This is a genomic window from Rhodococcus sp. 3258 (assembly GCF_031456475.1).
Lineage (GTDB): Bacteria > Actinomycetota > Actinomycetes > Mycobacteriales > Mycobacteriaceae > Rhodococcoides > Rhodococcoides fascians.
This window is the reverse complement of sequence record NZ_JAVDUT010000007.1, coordinates 83,127-100,199: the sequence shown is the minus strand read 5'-3', so window position 1 is coordinate 100,199 and position 17,073 is coordinate 83,127. Positions and strand designations below refer to the sequence as shown.

17 protein-coding genes are annotated in these 17,073 nt (G+C 64.6%); 9 read left to right on the top strand and 8 right to left on the bottom strand.

The genetic code is table 11. The features are described from left to right. Position 1: 1 nt before the first annotated feature. Complete coding sequence (locus tag J2X62_RS20305; protein WP_027496710.1) at positions 2-271, bottom strand: DUF2631 domain-containing protein; 270 nt, start codon at positions 269-271, stop codon at positions 2-4. A 217-nt stretch (positions 272-488) separates the two neighbouring features. On the opposite strand from J2X62_RS20305, the gene puuE reads away from it, so the two are divergent. Then, positions 489-1,388, top strand: coding sequence for an allantoinase PuuE (puuE, locus tag J2X62_RS20300; protein WP_032366410.1), 900 nt, complete (start codon positions 489-491; stop codon positions 1,386-1,388). A gap of 1 nt (position 1,389) precedes the next feature. On the opposite strand, the gene J2X62_RS20295 is transcribed toward puuE, so the two are convergent. Continuing rightward, positions 1,390-1,911, bottom strand: a complete 522-nt coding sequence (locus J2X62_RS20295; protein WP_032366411.1) for a DUF1990 family protein — start codon at positions 1,909-1,911, stop codon at positions 1,390-1,392. Between the two features lie 122 nt (positions 1,912-2,033). On the opposite strand from J2X62_RS20295, the gene dxr reads away from it, so the two are divergent. From dxr to J2X62_RS20270, 5 genes are all read left to right on the top strand, one after another. Next, positions 2,034-3,173: a 1-deoxy-D-xylulose-5-phosphate reductoisomerase gene (gene dxr / locus J2X62_RS20290; protein WP_032370958.1), complete on the top strand. Its 1,140-nt coding sequence runs from the start codon at positions 2,034-2,036 to the stop codon at positions 3,171-3,173. A gap of 3 nt (positions 3,174-3,176) precedes the next feature. Continuing rightward, positions 3,177-4,388 carry an RIP metalloprotease gene (locus J2X62_RS20285; RefSeq protein ID WP_032370793.1) on the top strand — a complete coding sequence of 404 codons (1,212 nt, stop codon included), beginning with the start codon at positions 3,177-3,179 and terminating at the stop codon, positions 4,386-4,388. Between the two features lie 61 nt (positions 4,389-4,449). Continuing rightward, positions 4,450-5,589 (top strand): flavodoxin-dependent (E)-4-hydroxy-3-methylbut-2-enyl-diphosphate synthase, encoded by a 1,140-nt coding sequence (gene ispG, locus J2X62_RS20280; RefSeq protein ID WP_032370959.1) that lies wholly within the window; start codon positions 4,450-4,452, stop codon positions 5,587-5,589. Positions 5,590-5,705: 116 nt separating this feature from the next. Then, positions 5,706-6,542, top strand: a complete 837-nt coding sequence (locus J2X62_RS20275; protein ID WP_032366413.1) for a GNAT family N-acetyltransferase — start codon at positions 5,706-5,708, stop codon at positions 6,540-6,542. A gap of 104 nt (positions 6,543-6,646) precedes the next feature. Then, complete coding sequence (locus tag J2X62_RS20270; protein ID WP_094643009.1) at positions 6,647-8,437, top strand: penicillin-binding transpeptidase domain-containing protein; 1,791 nt, start codon at positions 6,647-6,649, stop codon at positions 8,435-8,437. A 22-nt stretch (positions 8,438-8,459) separates the two neighbouring features. Here the strand turns inward: J2X62_RS20270 and J2X62_RS20265 are convergent, their stop codons facing one another. After that, positions 8,460-9,329, bottom strand: coding sequence for a LuxR C-terminal-related transcriptional regulator (locus tag J2X62_RS20265; protein WP_310182923.1), 870 nt, complete (start codon positions 9,327-9,329; stop codon positions 8,460-8,462). A gap of 139 nt (positions 9,330-9,468) precedes the next feature. Here J2X62_RS20265 and map point away from each other — a divergent pair, with 139 nt between their 5' ends. Together map and J2X62_RS20255 are read left to right on the top strand one after the other, a co-directional pair. Then, a complete protein-coding gene (gene map / locus J2X62_RS20260) occupies positions 9,469-10,344 on the top strand; it encodes a type I methionyl aminopeptidase (RefSeq protein ID WP_052057254.1) in 876 nt (291 codons plus the stop codon). 37 nt (positions 10,345-10,381) lie between these two features. Beyond that, positions 10,382-11,911: a cobyric acid synthase gene (locus J2X62_RS20255; RefSeq protein WP_222062213.1), complete on the top strand. Its 1,530-nt coding sequence runs from the start codon at positions 10,382-10,384 to the stop codon at positions 11,909-11,911. Here J2X62_RS20255 and J2X62_RS20250 read toward each other — a convergent pair. The 3 genes from J2X62_RS20250 to J2X62_RS20240 are packed head-to-tail and all read right to left on the bottom strand — an operon-like array spanning position 11,895 to position 13,896. Then, on the bottom strand, positions 11,895-12,590 hold the full coding sequence (locus tag J2X62_RS20250; protein ID WP_310182921.1) for an ABC transporter permease: 696 nt from the start codon (positions 12,588-12,590) through the stop codon (positions 11,895-11,897). The two genes, J2X62_RS20255 and J2X62_RS20250, sit on opposite strands and share 17 nt — an antisense overlap. Then, the gene (locus J2X62_RS20245) at positions 12,587-13,537 is read right to left on the bottom strand and encodes an ABC transporter ATP-binding protein (protein WP_032390104.1); all 951 of its coding nucleotides are present in this window, start codon (positions 13,535-13,537) and stop codon (positions 12,587-12,589) included. The genes J2X62_RS20250 and J2X62_RS20245 overlap by 4 nt, the downstream gene beginning before the upstream one ends. Continuing rightward, positions 13,534-13,896: a GntR family transcriptional regulator gene (locus J2X62_RS20240; RefSeq protein WP_027496722.1), complete on the bottom strand. Its 363-nt coding sequence runs from the start codon at positions 13,894-13,896 to the stop codon at positions 13,534-13,536. The genes J2X62_RS20245 and J2X62_RS20240 overlap by 4 nt, the downstream gene beginning before the upstream one ends. A 106-nt stretch (positions 13,897-14,002) precedes the next feature. Here J2X62_RS20240 and J2X62_RS20235 point away from each other — a divergent pair, with 106 nt between their 5' ends. After that, a complete protein-coding gene (locus J2X62_RS20235; protein ID WP_032387234.1) occupies positions 14,003-14,569 on the top strand; it encodes an alpha/beta fold hydrolase in 567 nt (188 codons plus the stop codon). Positions 14,570-14,576: 7 nt separating this feature from the next. Here the strand turns inward: J2X62_RS20235 and mtr are convergent, their stop codons facing one another. Continuing rightward, positions 14,577-15,962, bottom strand: a complete 1,386-nt coding sequence (gene mtr, locus J2X62_RS20230; protein ID WP_032387235.1) for a mycothione reductase — start codon at positions 15,960-15,962, stop codon at positions 14,577-14,579. Beyond that, positions 15,959-16,999 carry an alpha/beta hydrolase gene (locus J2X62_RS20225; RefSeq protein WP_027496725.1) on the bottom strand — a complete coding sequence of 347 codons (1,041 nt, stop codon included), beginning with the start codon at positions 16,997-16,999 and terminating at the stop codon, positions 15,959-15,961. Before J2X62_RS20225 ends, mtr begins: the two co-directional genes overlap by 4 nt. Between the last annotated feature and the right edge of the window lie 74 nt (positions 17,000-17,073).

Below are 17,073 nucleotides of genomic sequence, written 5' to 3'. Positions count from 1 at the left end.
GCTAGCGGGGCTTGCGGCGGACGATGACGTCGCGCACGACGAGTCCGACCAGCGCCACGGCGAAGCCGACCAACCACAGGTCCTCGACCTTGCCGGTGTGATTTCCGATGATCATGAACAGCAGGAACGCGGCAACGACGATGGCTGCGACGCGCATCGCCTTGTTCGACTCGCCGCTCCAACCCCATGCGGCGGACGGCACCTCGGGCACCTCGTTGCGGGTATCGACGACCGGGTCGTACGAAGCGGATTCCAGTTCGGTATTTGCCACCGGTCGATCCTCTCGGGTGATGCGTTCACGTGGGTCCCGGCACGAACGGTGCCAGACGCGTTGTCGGAACAATATTGGCATACGACCGCCCGTCGTAGTGATCAGGGTTGCATCGCTCACCCAGCGCGTGTGTGGGCTCGAATGAGAGACTGCGGCGGTGACCTCCGAGCGCCTTCCCCATCGTCCGAGTCGGTCCCCGCTGAGCTATCCCCGCGACATGGTCGGTTACGGCCGCACGCCGCCGCTCGCCCAGTGGCCGGATGAGGCGAACATCGCCGTCCAGTTCGTCCTCAATTACGAGGAGGGTGCCGAGAACAACGTGCTCGACGGCGACACGAAGTCCGAGACGTTTCTGTCGGAAATGATCGGCGCACAGGCGTTTCCGAATCGACACATGAGCATGGAATCGCTGTACGAGTACGGATCCAGAGCCGGAGTGTGGCGCGTGCTGCGCGCATTCGAGAAGCGTGGGTTACCGCTGACCGTGTTCGCGGTCGCCAAGGCAATGGAGCGGAACCCGGAAGTGGTTGCGGCACTGCTGGAGTTGGACCACGAGATCGCATGTCACGGCTTGCGGTGGTTGTCGTATCAGCAGATCGACGCGAACGTCGAGCGCGAGCACATGGCGGAGGCCGTGACCATCCTGCGCGAGCTGACGGGGTCTGCGCCACTGGGGTGGTACACCGGGCGCGACTCTCCGAACACCCGATCGCTCGTGGTGGAGCACGGCGGATTCGTATACGACTCCGACTCCTATGCAGACGATCTGCCGTACTGGGAGAAGGTGCCCCGAGACGGCGGGGTCGTCGATCACCTGGTGGTGCCGTACACCCTGGACACCAACGACATGCGTTTCGCATCGCCGGGAGGATTCTCGACGGGCGACGAGTTCTACGCGCATCTACGTGACGCCTTCGACGTTCTCTACGCCGAGGGCGCGAGTGGGAGTCCCAAGATGCTCTCGGTCGGACTTCACTGCCGGCTGGTGGGCAGGCCGGCCCGCATGGCTGCCCTGGAACGTTTCCTCGATCACGTGCAGTCGCACGACAAGGTCTGGGTCGCGAAGAGAATCGACATCGCCGAACACTGGCGAGCTGTGCACCCGCCCGAGGCCTGAGTCAGTCGGCCTGTCGGCACGCCGATGCCAGCGCGCTCAGATAGCGGTCGGTGAACGCTGCCTGGACACGCCTGCCCACCGGGCCGCCGAGCTTGGTGTACCAGCGACCGGGACGCGAGAACGCCGATATGTGGGCGGTGACGGCACCGTCGGCGGGGGAGTAGTCGACGTAGAAGAGTTCCTCGCCGGACTCGGGATGCCCGTCGAGTGTGCCGTAGGCGAAACCCTGACGGTTCGCCTCGTCGATGACATAGACCACACGACACGGAATGCGCACCGGTCCGAGTGTGAGAACGACCACCGAGTCGGGCACAGCGGTCTCGGCCTCGGAACGGACCTTCAGTCCTGCCCCTCGGTGCATGTCCCATCGCATCAACGCATCGGCCGCCGCCACGAAGTCGTCCAGCCCCGATCCCACGACCCTCGACATCGTGACGTGGTGGTATCCGGTGGGCAGTGGGCCGGCGGTGGCCCCCGCATCGTCGTAATTGAACGGTGCCGAGCGGTACTTCGAGAAGTCCATGCACCCCAGCGTGCCAGCCTGCGTCGGCACATAGGGGTTTCTCAGCCTCGGTAGGCAACAATGGACCGGTGCCAGACCATCGTGAGCGAACGACCAACTCGGATCGCCCCGAGCCGATACGTGTGCTGTTGCTGGGAAGTACCGGGTCGATCGGAACCCAAGCGCTCGACGTCATCGCCGCCAACCCGGACCGCTTCGTCGTGGTCGGGCTGGCTGCGGGCGGTGGAAACATCGAACTACTCCGTCGCCAGATCGCGGAGACCGGTGTCCGACGGGTAGCCGTCGCCCAGCCCGAGGCCGCCGCCGAGCTCGATTTCCCCGGAGTGCTGAGTGGTCCGCGAGCAGTGACCGAGCTGGTCGAGTCGACCCCGGCGGACGTCGTGCTCAATGCCCTCGTGGGTTCTCTCGGCCTCGAACCGACCCTGGCCGCGCTGAACAGTGGTGCGCGCCTGGCGTTGGCCAACAAGGAATCCCTGGTTGCCGGAGGCGAGCTGGTTCTCGCCGCCGCAGCGCCCGGTCAGATCGTGCCGGTCGACTCGGAGCACTCCGCGCTCGCCCAGTGCCTGCGCAGTGGTACGCGCGGCGAGGTGGATCGACTGGTTCTCACTGCATCGGGTGGTCCGTTTCGAGGGTGGAGCGAAAGCGAATTGAAGTCGGTCACGCCGGAGCAGGCCGCCGCGCATCCCACCTGGTCGATGGGGCCCATGAACACGTTGAACTCGGCGACACTGGTCAACAAAGGTCTGGAACTGATCGAGGCGCACCTGCTGTTCGGTGTGCCCTACGAGAAAATCGACGTCACCGTGCACCGGCAGTCCATCGTGCACTCGATGGTGACGTTCGTCGACGGTTCGACCATCGCTCAGGCCAGTCCACCGGACATGAAGTTGCCGATCGGGCTGGCCCTCGGCTGGCCCGATCGAGTGCCCGACGTCGCTCGTGCACTCGACTTCACGACCGCATTCTCCTGGGACTTCGAGCCACTCGACGACCGAGTGTTTCCGGCGGTGCAGCTGGCGCGTGAGGCCGGGATCATGGGTGGGTGCATGACTGCGGTGTACAACGCGTCCAACGAAATCGCAGCAGAAGCGTTCCTGGACGGCAGGATCGAATTTCCGCAGATCGTCGAGACGGTGCGCGCGGTACTGGGCGACGGCGGGCAGGACTGGTCGACGGCTCCCAGGGACGTCGACGACGTACTCGCGGCGGACTCCTGGGCCCGGGCCCACGCCCGTGAACTACTGAAACCGAAAGGCCTCTGACACATGGTGTTCGCTCTGGGTGTCGTGCTGTTCGCCGTCGGAATCGGGGTGTCGATCGCGCTGCACGAAGCGGGACACATGTGGACCGCGAAAGCGCTCGGCATGAAGGTTCGCCGCTACTACATCGGGTTCGGCCCGAAGATCTTCTCCTTCCGTCGCGGAGAGACCGAGTACGGACTCAAAGCCATTCCGGCAGGCGGGTTCTGCGACATCGCCGGTATGACCGCCATCGACGAGCTCGCGCCCGACGAGGTCGAGCGCGCAATGTACCGCCAGAAGACGTGGAAGCGCATCGTCGTCATGGTCGGCGGCATCGCCATGAACTTCGTGCTGGGAATCGTGCTGGTCTACGTGTTGGTGCTCGGCTGGGGCACGCCGGATCGGGTGACGCCGACAACGACGGTCCAGGGCATCGGTTGTGTCAGCACGTCCCAGACCGAGGACGGTGAACTTGCGCCGTGTTCGGGAGACGGTCCGGCTGCTGAAGCCGGACTGCGCACGGGCGACATCATCACTGCGGTGAACGGTCAGCCGACAGAGACCTGGTCCGACGTCGTTCTCGCCATTCGGGACTCGACCGGGTCGGCCGATCTGACAGTCGATCGCGACGGTGCTTCGCAGACTCTGAGCGTTCCGATCCTTCAGGTTCAGCGCTACGTCGTCGATCCTGAGACCAAAGCGAAGAACTCGACAACCGTGGGAGCGATCGGCGTCACCGGCGGTCCACCGCCGAACATTCGATACAACCCGATCGAAGCAGTGCCCGAGACCTTTGTTTTCACCGGGGACATCTTCGTGCAGACCGGGAAAGCGTTGGTGCAGTTGCCGAGCAAGGTGGAGGCACTGTGGGATTCGATCTTCGGCGGTGAACGAGGGCTCGACACGCCGATGAGTGTCGTCGGAGCCAGTGTCATCGGTGGCCAGGCCGTGGAAAACGACAACTGGCAGACGTTCGTCGGGCTGCTGGCGTCGCTCAACTTCTTCCTCGGTGTGTTCAACATCGTGCCGCTGTTGCCGCTCGATGGTGGCCATATCGCCGTGACCATCTACGAGCGCATCCGCAACATTTTCCGCAATCGTCGCGGCCTGCCCGACGGTGCGCCGGTGGACTACATGAAACTGATGCCCGTCACCTACGTGGTCATCATCGTTTTCATCGGGTTCTCCTTGTTGACGCTCACGGCGGACATCGTCAACCCGATTCAATTGTTCTAAGTAGACTCGACAGTCGTAGCTAGGAAAGAAGGCCACTGTGTCCGTGTCAGTCGGATTGGGAATGCCCGCACCGCCGGTGCCCGTACTCGCGCCACGTCGAAAGACCAGGCAGCTCCAGGTCGGGTCGGTGGGTGTCGGAAGCGAAAGCCCCATCTCGGTGCAATCGATGTGCACCACCAAGACCCACGACATCAACGCCACCCTGCAGCAGATTGCAGAGCTGACGGCGTCGGGTTGCGACATCGTTCGTGTTGCGTGCCCCACACAGGACGACGCCGACGCGCTGTCGATCATCGCCAAGAAGAGCCAGATTCCGGTGATCGCCGACATCCACTTCCAACCGAAGTACATCTTCGCGGCCATCGACGCCGGATGTGCAGCGGTGCGCGTCAACCCGGGCAACATCAAGGAGTTCGACGGCCGTGTCAAGGAGGTCGCCAAGGCGGCCGGTGACGCGAACATTCCGATCCGCATCGGTGTGAACGCCGGCTCTCTCGACCCGCGGCTGATGAAGAAGTACGGCAAGGCGACACCCGAGGCGCTCGTCGAATCCGCGCTGTGGGAAGCAGGCCTGTTCGAGGAGCACGGTTTCGGCAACATCAAGATCTCCGTCAAGCACAACGACCCCGTCATCATGGTCGCTGCGTACGAGCAGTTGGCGGCACAGTGCGACTACCCACTGCACCTCGGTGTCACCGAAGCGGGACCGGCTTTCCAGGGGACCATCAAGTCCGCTGTGGCCTTCGGGGCCCTGCTGTCCAAGGGCATCGGCGACACCATCCGAGTTTCCCTGTCGGCACCGCCGGCGGAGGAGATTAAGGTGGGAAACCAGATCCTGCAATCGTTCAATCTGCGCCCCCGCAAACTCGAGATCGTGTCCTGCCCCTCGTGTGGGCGCGCACAGGTCGACGTCTACACCCTCGCCGACGAGGTGACTGCGGGACTCGAAGGCATGGAGATCCCGCTACGCGTCGCGGTCATGGGCTGCGTCGTGAACGGGCCGGGCGAGGCCCGCGACGCCGACCTCGGTGTCGCGTCGGGCAACGGCAAGGGCCAGATCTTCGTCAAGGGCAAGGTCATCAAAACGGTCCCCGAAGCGCAGATCGTGGAGACGTTGATCGAGGAAGCGATGCGCATCGCCGAGGAGTTCGAGAAGGACGAGATCGCCAGCGGTGGCGCGCCGGTGGTCACCGTCAGCTGAGCGGGTACACCTGTTCGGCGTCCGGTTTGCCGCTCTGCCACCGGGGGAACACATTGTCTGGAATGATTCGCTTCAGAATCGGTGCGTACGCGGTAGGTGGGTCAGGAGGTCGGTAGGTGCTCAAGCTCCTCGGCGCGAAGCCTCTCGGTAATCGGGACGTCGCGCACGTGCTCCGGGTGCTCGACGCCGACCCCGTTGCAACCTGCATGGTTGCCGCGCGCGTGCAGGAATCGGGCCTCGATCCGAGGTCGTTCCACGGCGAGATGTGGAGCAGAGGCGGTCCGGACGAGTCGCTGTGCTTCTACGGTGCGAATCTGGTTCCGTTGCTCGGTTCCAGCGACGATCTTCGTTCCTTCGCGGACCGCGCGTGCCGTGGGCCGCGTCTGTGCTCGTCGTTGGTCGGCAGAGCGGAGTTGACGCTTCCGTTGTGGGAAATGCTCGAGACGGATTGGGGTCCGGCGCGAGAAGTGCGCGGTGAGCAACCGTTGTTGGCCACGTCGGTACCGTCGTCCATCTCGCCTGATCCTCTCGTTCGGCTCGTTCGACCCGACGAGCTGGACGTGTATCTGACCGCGGCCGTTGCCATGTTCATCGAAGAGGTCGGCGTCGACCCGCGACTGAACGACGGCGGTAGGGGATACCGGCGTCGGATCGCCAGTCTCATTGCAGCGCAACGTGCCTGGGCCAGATTCGAGGACGGCCGCGTGGTGTTCAAGGCCGAGATCGGCTCGCAGTCCGGGACGGTCGGGCAAATCCAGGGGGTATGGGTGCACCCGGACCGACGCGGGCACGGCCTGGGTGCATCCGGAACGGCGACCGTGGTGAACTCGGTCGTCCGCCAGGGGCGTACTGCGAGCCTGTACGTCAACAGCTTCAACTACGTCGCGCGCCGGGCCTACGCGAAAATCGGTCTGACGCAAGTGGCGACGTTCACCACGGTGCTGCTGGACTGAGAACGGTCGCTCGATCGGCCTGTCCCGAAACGCGATTCGTTGCCGTGGTCGACGCACCGGCCGTATTACGATGGGGCGCAATGAGATCACGTGATGCGACCTGGATGCGCGGACGGCTGGGCGTGGTGACCGTGATCGGTGCCGTCGTCGGTGCCTGCCTCACTGGGTGTACACCCAAGCCCGACGGTCCGGAGCCCGCAGCTCAGGCATTCCTCGCGGCCTTCGAGGCCAACGACATCCCCACGGCCGCCGCCGATACCGACAAGCCGGACGCCGCAGCCACTGCGCTGCGCGAGGCGTGGACCAATCTGCAAGCAGAGGCCCTCGACGCCGAGACGACGTCGGTTCGAGTCGACGGCGACACCGCCACGGTCGGCTACACCTACCGTTGGCAGCTGCCCAAGGATCGGGTGTGGACGTACGACGGCCAACTGAACATGGGTCGGAGTGCGGGAGAGTGGGTGGTGCGGTGGACCGCCTCGGACATCCACCCGAAGCTCGGTGACACGCAGACCATGGCCTTGCGCTCGACGGCTGCACCACGCGCTCGGGTCAACGAGCGCTCCGGCACCGACGTCCTGGTGCCCGGGGTCGTACATCGAATCAAGTTCGACGCGTCGGCCGCGAACAACGTCGTGGCCTCGGCGACGGCGTTGTCGACACTGCTGACACCGTTCGACGCGTCGATCACGGCCCAGTCGATCGTGGAGTCGGCGACTTCCGTCGACGGCGACTACCCGGTGGCGCTGCTGCGAGACAGCGACTTCGAACCCATCTCGGCGGCGCTGACCGAGATCCCCGGTGTCACGGCGTCCGACGAATCGGATCTCGTGTCCACCGACCCCACCTTCGCGCCGGACCTGGTGGGCCAGGTGAAGAAGGCCGTCATCGACGACGTCGACGGCAAGGCCGGCTGGAGCGTGGTGACCAGCAACCGCAACGGCGTCGACATCGACGTCCTCACCGACACCCCGCCCGAGCCGGCACCGTCCTTCTCGATCAGCCTCGATCGGAATATTCAGGTCGCGGCCCAACGAGCAGTGAACGCCAGGGCCGAGCAGGCCATGACGGTGGTCATTCAGCCGTCCACCGGGGCCATCCTCGCTGTGGCGCAGAATCCGGCCGCCGATCGGGACGGACCGGTCGCGTCGGCCGGTCTCTACCCACCGGGTTCGACGTTCAAGATCATCACCGCCGGGGCGGCGATCTCCAGCGGACTCGCGACCCCGGGGAGCACCGTTCCGTGCCCCGGTCGTATCGAGATCGGCGAACGAAGCGTCCCCAACTACAACGAGTTCGCTCTCGGTGACGTGACCATGAGCACCGCGTTCACCCGATCGTGCAACACCTCCTTCGCGAAGCTGGCGAGCGAGATGTCGCCCGACGCGTTGACCGTGGCCGCGTCCCAGTTCGGCGTCGGTCCGGACTACGACGTCGTGGGGTTGCCGACCGACTCCGGTTCGGTTCCGCCCGCGGACGAACTCGTCCAGCGCACCGAGGACGGATTCGGCCAGGGCAAGGTGGTCGTCTCGACCTTCGGGATGGCACTGGCCGCCGCGACGGTTGCCCACGGCTCCACACCGGTTCCCAATCTTCTGGTCGGACGGGAAACCGCCATCACCGGCGATCATCCACCGATAGAACCTGCCATGGTCGACGGGTTACGCGGCATGATGCGCTCGGTGGTCACCAGCGGCACCGCAGAACGGATCGCCGACCAGGGCGAGGTGTACGGCAAGACCGGAGAAGCAGAGGTCGAGGGCGGATCGCACTCGTGGTTCGTCGGTTACCGAGGCGACATCGCCTTCGCGACCTTGGTGGTACGCGGCGGCAGCTCGGACAATGCGGTCGCCGTCACCCGAGAGATGTTCGAGCAGCTTCCGCCGGGGTACTGAGCGCTGCGCCGGTGGGCCGGGTTCAGCCCGACAGCAGCCCGAGTCGACGACACGCAAGAACCGCTTCGTATCGAGTGTGCGAGTCGGTTTTTCGCATCACGCTGCGGAGATAGGACTTGACCGTCTCGGCACCGATCGACAGCCGTGCCGCGACTTCGACGTTGGTGCAACCGAGCGCGACCTGCGAGATGACGTCGATCTCGCGTGGCGTCAATGCCTGCGAGTCGCCGGAGTCGCTGTCCTGGTTCGCCGTCCGACCGAGCGTTGCTGCCAGTCGCGCGGTGACCGCGTCCAGTCTGTGTTTGACCGCCGCGTCTCCGATCGACCGAGAGAGCTCGGCGAGCTCGTCGTGCACACCGCGCAACTCGACCGTCCGCGAGAGGTGCCCGTCCGACGTGGCCCGCGCACTCTCCATGAGGCGCACCCTGCGGTCGACCTCGTCGCGGATGGCGATCTCCTGACCGAGGCGCCGGGCTGCGGCGGTCATGATGTCGCCGACTCGATCACCGAGGGGGCCGCGTTCTCGCACCGCCGCGTACATCACCATGCGGGCTGCTCCGGCGACGACAACCGGCACCGCCAGGATCGACTTGAGGCCCTCGCCGAGGACCGGCCGGTCGAAGTGGTGGGTGATCGACATCGACGCGCCGTAATCACTGACGGCCGCGGGCCGACGTTGGTCCATGACCCGGCCACCGAGACCGGACCTCGGCGGGATGGCGAGCCCGTCCAGCCCACGCGTGCGGGTGCCGTGAAATTCGCTCAGGTGCAGCGTTTCCGAGGACACTTCCCCGCCGAACACGACGGGCACGGCGGACGTCGCGGCGACCTGGCGTAGTTCGGCGCGAAGGGCATCGCCGTCCCGGGGGCGCAACAGACTGGAATGGACCACGACGCTTCCTTCCTCGGTTCGGGTACGTCGACGGCGAACGTGACCCAGATCATATCCCGTCGCGCGGTTGCGGATTCGGTGGCCTCGACCAGCAGCGCTGGTTCTTCTGGACACGGATGCGGCGACTACTCTGGACGGCATGTCTGTCACCGCCGAGAGCAAGCCCCGTCAGCCACTCGTGCCAGGCGTCGTCTCGCCCGTCCTCTCCGTGCCGAAGTCGATCGAGCGACCCGAATACGCGTGGAAGTCGACCGTGAACGAAGGCAGCGAGCCGTGGGTGCAGACCCCCGAGGTCATCGACAAGATGCGCGTGGCGTCGAAGATCGCGGCTCGCGCTCTGCAGGAAGCGGGCCGGGCCGTGGCACCGGGAGTGACCACCGATGAGCTCGACCGTATTGCACACGAGTACATGGTCGACCACGGTGCTTACCCGTCCACGTTGGGCTACAAGGGTTTTCCGAAATCGTGCTGCACCTCGCTGAACGAGGTCATCTGCCACGGCATCCCCGATTCGACGGTGATCGAGGACGGGGACATCGTCAACATCGACGTCACCGCGTACATCGACGGTGTGCACGGCGACACCAACGCGACGTTCCTGGCGGGTGACGTGTCCGAGGAGGCGCGCCTGCTCGTCGAGCGGACCCACGAAGCGACGATGCGTGCCATCAAGGCGGTCAAGCCGGGGCGCGCCCTGAACGTGGTCGGGCGAGTGATCGAGTCCTATGCGCACCGGTTCGGCTACGGCGTGGTGGAGGACTTCACCGGCCACGGCATCGGCACGACGTTCCACAACGGCCTCGTCGTGCTGCACTACGACCAGCCGTCCGTGGAGACCATCATCGAGCCGGGCATGACGTTCACCATCGAACCGATGATCAACCTGGGCACGATCAACGCCGAGATGTGGGACGACGGTTGGACGGTGGTCACGCACGACAAGAAGTGGACCGCACAGTTCGAGCACACGCTCGTGGTGACCGAGACGGGTTGCGAGATCCTGACACTGCCGTGAGCGGAGCCTGCGGAGTGAATAGAAATCTGATGCTGCCGTGAAAGGCGCTCTGTTGGTTGCCGGCACTACCTCCGATGCAGGCAAGAGTGTATTGGTCGCCGGCCTGTGCCGGATGCTGGCGCGGCGGGGTGTTCGGGTGGCCCCGTTCAAGGCGCAGAACATGTCGAACAACTCGGTCGTCACGTTGGACGGCGGCGAGATCGGCCGGGCTCAGGCGATGCAGGCGGCTGCCTGTGGCCTCGAGCCCAGCGTGCGGTTCAATCCGGTGTTGCTCAAGCCCGGCAGTGATCGGACGTCGCAGTTGGTGGTGCGCGGGCGTGCGGTGGCCCAGGTGAGTGCGAGCAACTACATCGAACATCGGCAGGCGCTCCGGCATGTGGTCGCCGACGAGTTGTTCTCGCTACGTGCCGAATTCGACGTGGTGATCTGCGAGGGTGCCGGTTCACCGGCCGAGATCAATCTACGCGCCACCGATCTGGCCAACATGGGATTGGCGAGGGCGGCGTCGCTGCCGGTGATCGTGGTGGGCGACATCGACCGCGGGGGAGTGCTGGCACACCTGTTCGGGACGGTGGCGGTGTTGTCACCCGAGGATCAGGCTCTCGTGGCAGGGTTCGTGATCAACAAGTTTCGTGGTGATCCGGCTCTGTTGGCACCGGGGCTCGACCAGTTGCGGGCGTTGACGGGACGGCCGACGTACGGAGTCGTTCCGTTCGCCGACGGGTTGTGGATGGACGCGGAGGATTCGCTCGGCACCGTTCCCGATGCGCCCGTGGGCAGGCCCCGTCCTCCGCTCGGCTCGCAGTGGCTGCGGGTGGCGGCGGTGCGATTGCCGAGGATCTCCAACACGACCGATGTCGAGGCGCTGGCGTGCGAGCCCGGAGTGTCGGTGCACTGGGTCACCGAGCCTTCTCGGCTCGAGGATGCGGATTTGGTGGTCGTCCCCGGCAGTAAGTCCACGGTGTCGGATCTGGAATGGTTGCGGCGCACCGGTGTTGCTCGTGCCCTTTCCGAGCGCGCCGCTGCGGGGAGGCCGGTTCTCGGCATCTGCGGCGGTTACCAGATGTTGGGCCGAACCATCTCTGATTCCGTGGAGTCAGGCGTCGGAACGGTCGAGGGACTGGGATTGCTCGATCTCGACATCGAATTCGCGGCCGAGAAGGTACTCGTGCAGGTGAGTGGTCGTTCCGTCACATTCGGCTCGGATCCCGTGCGGGGGTACGAAATTCACCATGGACGAGTGGTCCGGAACGACGACGATGCGCTGCTGACGACCGCGGGGGGCGTCGGCGAGGGCAGTGTGCGTGGCGGTGTCGTGGGAACTCACTGGCACGGACTCCTCGAATCCGATGATTTCCGTCGATCCTTTCTCGCCTGGGTGGCAGAGAAGGCGGGTCGCGCGGGATTCGAGGTTGCGTCCGACACGTCGGTTGCGGCCCTACGGGAACAGCAGTTGGATCTGCTGGCCGATCTGGTGGACAGCAACATCGATATCGACGCCGTTCTCGATCTGATAGAGAACGGCGTCGACGGCTCGACGAAAAAGATCGTTACGCAGATGCTTTGAGCAAGCCCATCCAACTGACGGTCGAGAAGATCCCGGTGATCACGAGCGGAACGACCACCAGCAGAAGCACGCGTGGGGTGTCGGTGAAGAAAGTCCCGACGTCGGGCCACCAGTTCTGCCACGTGATCACGATCGCGCCGCCTCCGAAGACGACGAGGCCGGCGAGTCCGAGCGTGAACAGACCGTTCGTGCGGAAGCGCCGGTAGACGACTCCGACGAACGCCCCGATGGACCCGATCAGCAGTAGCCCGATCACCAGAGTCAGCCACTGCAGGAGCGGGTTGTCGGTGGCGTAGCGGGCCAGACCGAACATGCGGATCTTCAGCCCGAAGCCGCCGGTCGCGGCTTCGACGACCGACAACAGGTAGACGATCGTGCCGAGGGCGACCGATTGTGCTACCCCCACCAGTGCTGTCGCAGTGAGGAATTCGCGACGTGTGATGCTCAGGCTCAGGGCGTACGGGAAGCACTGGGTGATAGCCGTGACGTAGAAGGCAATAGCGAACCCATAGACCGAGAACACGCCGCCGCTGAAGCTGAAATCCGAATCGCTTTCCGGAACGAACGAGAAGATGCCGTAGGTGATCACGAACACTGCGACGAGAATTCCCAGGGGCCACGCGAATGTGGTTGCCCAGGAGGTGTTGTGGACCCGAGCTACGTTCAATATGCGCTTCATGACAAGGCCTCCTCGGCGGTGGTCGACTCGTGGATAGAGCCGGAATGGGCAGTGGTTCGATCGATGATCAACTGCTGCAACGGAATCGGTTCGATGCTGAGACCGGACGCCACGCCGAGGGATTGCTGGTGATCGTTCAGTCGCCCGTCGATCGTCGCTCGGGCTGTCGAGCCGAGAGCAGTTCTGTGCAAGATTCGATGCTCTGCAGCGAACCGGTCGACAGCCTCGGTCGGACCGGTGATCTCGAATGCTCTCTCGCGCAGATCGTCCGACTCGGCGTCGAGCAGTATTCTTCCCTTGTCGATGAGAATCACGTGCTCGATCAGATTGCTGACCTCGTCTATGAGGTGTGTCGACAGAACGACCGTTCGGGGGTTCTCCGCGTAGTCGGCCAGCAGCCGGTCGTAGAACATGTGTCGTGAGACTGCGTCCAGCCCCAGGTAGGGCTCGTCGAAGAAGGTGAGTGGCGCTCGGGACGCGAGACCGATGACGATTCCGAGTGCCGACGTCATTCCGCGAGAGAGCTTCTTGATCTTGCGACCCAACGGGAGGTCGAAATCGCGCAGCAATTCGGCGGCGAAGTCGTTGTCCCAGTGCGGAAGAATGTGGGAGGCCTGCGCAATGGCGTTCTTGACCTTCAAATCGTCGGGATACTTCTGGCTTTCCTTGACGAAGCACACGTGACTCAGAGCGCGTGGGTTCTCCCACGGGCGTTCGCCGAATACCGAGATCTCACCATCACTTTCGCGCATCTGGGCGGTCATCATCTGCATGACGGTGGTCTTGCCTGCTCCGTTGCGGCCGAGGAAGCCGTAGATCTTGTTGCGTTCGATCTCGAAGCTCACGTCGTCGACGGCGGTGAACGAGCCGAACTTCTTGGTCAGGTGTGTGGCCGACGCAACGACGCGGCGGAGTTCGTCGGGCGTACCGATATCGTGGATGCTCATCGCGCTGCCTCCCAGTTGTCGAGCATGGTCTTGAGTTCGTCCACGGTCATTCCGAGCTTGCGTGCCTCGGTGACCAGCGGGTCGATGTACTGACGGGCGAACAGATCGCGTCGACGGAACCGGAGTGCGTCCCGTGCGCCTGTGGTGACGAACATTCCGATCCCTCGTTTCTTGTAGACGACGCCGTCGGCGACGAGCTTCGCGAGCCCTTTGCCCGCTGTGGCCGGATTGATGCGGTGGAACGCGGCGAGCTCGTTGGTGGAGGGAACCTGTTCTTCCTCGGCCAGGGAGCCGTCGATGATCGAGTTCTCGACGAGCTCGGCGATCTGCAGGAAGATCGGCCTGCCCTCGTCCATCAGAGCCACCGCCGCGGCGGCGGGGTTCGGTACCTCACTGGTTCATTACTCATGTAACTAACCATAGAACCGGTGCGTGGTTCTGGCAAGAGGCAGTACCGTCGTGCCCATGGAGTTCACGCATGTGAGTGCTGCGGGCGGGTCTGTGTCGGTACGAGTAGCGGGACCGGACAGTCGGCACGCCGTGCTCCTGTTGCCGGACATCGGCGATTCGGTCGATGTCTACGACTCGGTGAGCGAGCGCTTGCACAACTCGGATCTGAAAACCGTTGCGGTGGAAGACATCGACGGAGTGGGGGACGACGCTGTTCTCGCCCTACTGGACGAGCTGAAGCTGTCGTGGGTCCACCTCGTCGGGAGCGGGGCCGGTGCAGAAACGGCCTGGAGGCTCGCGGCCAAGACCTTCGGGAGGTTTGCCAGCCTCATCGCCGTGGATCGTTGCCATCCGGCAATCGCCGACGATCGGGGAGTCGTGCGCGACGCCGAATGCCCGGCAGTCGAGTTGCCGACGACGCTTGTCATCGGCAACTCCGCGATGCGTCCGGCCGCCGACAACAGCGGCCGCTTCGTCTACTCGGACTTCCGGGTCGTAGCGCTCGACGGTGTCGAACATGTCGCGGCCGACGCCCCGGCTGCGCTGGCCACGGAGATAGTGCTCCGCACCAGCCCCTGGTGACCGAAAACTACAGTTCGAGGCCCAGGAGCGCGTTCTCGACCACCTCGGGCAGTCCCGGATGAATCCAGTACTGACCGCGGGCCATGTCCTGGGCGGATAACCCGAAGCTCATCGCCTGGATGAGCGGCTGGATGAGCGTGGGGGCCTGAGCTCCGATGATGTGGGCCCCGAGTATCTTGCCGGTGCCCTTCTCGGCGATGATCTTGCACAGCCCCTCGCTGTCCTCCATCGCCCAGCCGAAGGCGACGTCGCCGTAGTTCTGAACCTTCACCGTGATGTCGAGCCCTGCGTCTCGGGCCTGTTCCTCGGTCATCCCCACCTCCGCGATCTGCGGGTCGGTGAACACGGCAGCGGGAACGAATCGGTGATCGTAGGTACGCAACGCCGACGTGTCGCCGTGCCAGGCGTCCTGCAACAGGTTGTACTGGACCACGCGCGCTTCCTGATTCGCCACATGCTTGAGCTGATACGGCGAGGAGACGTCGCCCAGTGCGAACACGCCCTCGGCGGTGGTGCGGCCGAACTCGTCGACCGTGATGCGGCCCTCGTCGTCCAGCTCGATCCCAGCAGCACCGAGATTCAGTCGGTCGCCGTTGGGCTGCCGGCCGACGGCCACGAGAAACGCGTCTCCGAGGACCTTGGTGCCGTCCGCAAGTTCGACGCCGTGCAGTCCGCCCTCGGAAATCCCGCGCGTGTCACCGGAATCGAGGTGAACGTCCCACTTGGCCCGGGCGAGCTCGGTGAATCGTTTCGCGATATCGGCATCCAACGCGCGCAGCAGTGAATCCTTACGGGCGACGATCGATACCTTCGATCCGAGTGCGGAGAACACGTGCGCGAATTCGGCTGCGATGTAACCGGATCCGAGGATCACGAGGTGTTCGGGCAGTGCCGGTAGGCGCATGACGTCGTTGTTGGTGTGGTAGGTGACACCGGAATCTTCGATCGATTGCGGCACGGTGGGACGTGAGCCGGCCGCGATGACGATCTGGTCCGCCGTGATGGTCGTACCGGTTCCGGTGTCGATGGTGCGCGGGGCGACGAAGCGTGCGTGACCCTCGAACAGCGTGACGTTGGGGCTGCCCTCGGCGCGGTATCGCTTGCCGCCCTCGGAGATGGGGTCGATACGTCCGAAGACCCGCTCGACGATGTCCGGCCAGCGGACCGTGTCGACGTGCGCATCGATGCCGTACTTGGAGGAATCTCGCACCGTACGAGCCACCTCGGCCGCGTACACGTACATCTTGGTGGGGATGCAGCCGACGTTGAGGCACGTACCGCCGAACGTCGCATTCTCCTCGATCAGGGCGACCTTCTTGTCGTCGAACCTCTGATCGACGATCGAGTTTCCCGAGCCCGAGCCGATGATGACGACGTCGAAATGTTCTGTCATGAAATGTGTCCGATCTCGGTGTGGTCCTTGCCCGACGCGTGGTCGGTCTTCTCTCCCCGGTGCAACCACTCGAGCCATTCGTCCATTTCCTCGAAGGCCCGTGAGCGAGGGCCCTCGGTGGACAGGAAGACGTCGTGGCGTGCGCCCTCGATGGGGACGATCGAGGTTCGATCACCCAGGCAGCCGGCCCAACGGGCGATTTGCCGGACATCGAGAACGGCATCGGCCGCGTCGACGGCCGAGCTGTAGCGGCGGGAGAAATGCGTCACCTTCGAGCGAAGGATCAACGACGGAATTCCGATATCGAGGCCGCGGTGCAGCTCGGCATGCCCGTGCCGGACCGCACGGATCCAGCCGAAGGTGATGGGGAAGCCGGCGAGGGGTTTCCAGTCCAGGTCGTAATCCCACTCGCCCTGCTCCGATGCCGCGAGGGAAAGGCCGTAGGTATCCAAGCCGCCCCCGGGAACCGGGGTCTTGGCCCGAAATCTGCCGATCACGTCGATCGCCGCGGTACCGACGCTACGTATCGCCGGCGGGCCCTGCAGGTCGAACCAGGGGCTGTTGAGGACGACGCCTGCCAGGCCCAACCCGGACGAGCCGCCCTCCTGACGGTTGAGACGGTTGAGCCACAGCGGCAACACGAGGCCACCGGTGGAGTGCGCCATCAGCAGCACCGGCGCGTCCGCGCGCTCGGCGCGGACCAGGCTCAGCGCCTCGTTCAGCTCGGCGTCGTACATCGCCAGATCGGTCACGAAGTGTGCGGTCTGGCCCTCACGGCGCGATCGTCCGCACTTGCGCAGGTCGAGCGCGTAGAACGCGTATCCCTTCTCGGCGAAATGCTCGGCGATGTGTCGCTGGAAGAAGTAGTCGGTGAATCCGTGGACGTAGATCACCGCGCGGTCGAAGTTGGCGACACCCGGCGGTTGATACCGCACCAGAGTGGCCTCGACCTGGCCCTCGCCGTCCGGATCGTCTCCGAGTGGGATGGTCGTCTGTTCGTAGCCGTCGCCGAGGACATCGGGAACCCAGGTAGTCACAGATCACAACTGTAGTGGGCGCCGCCGACAGCGTCCGAGGAGCACAATCGAGAGCAGGTTGACGTGGTGTCCGA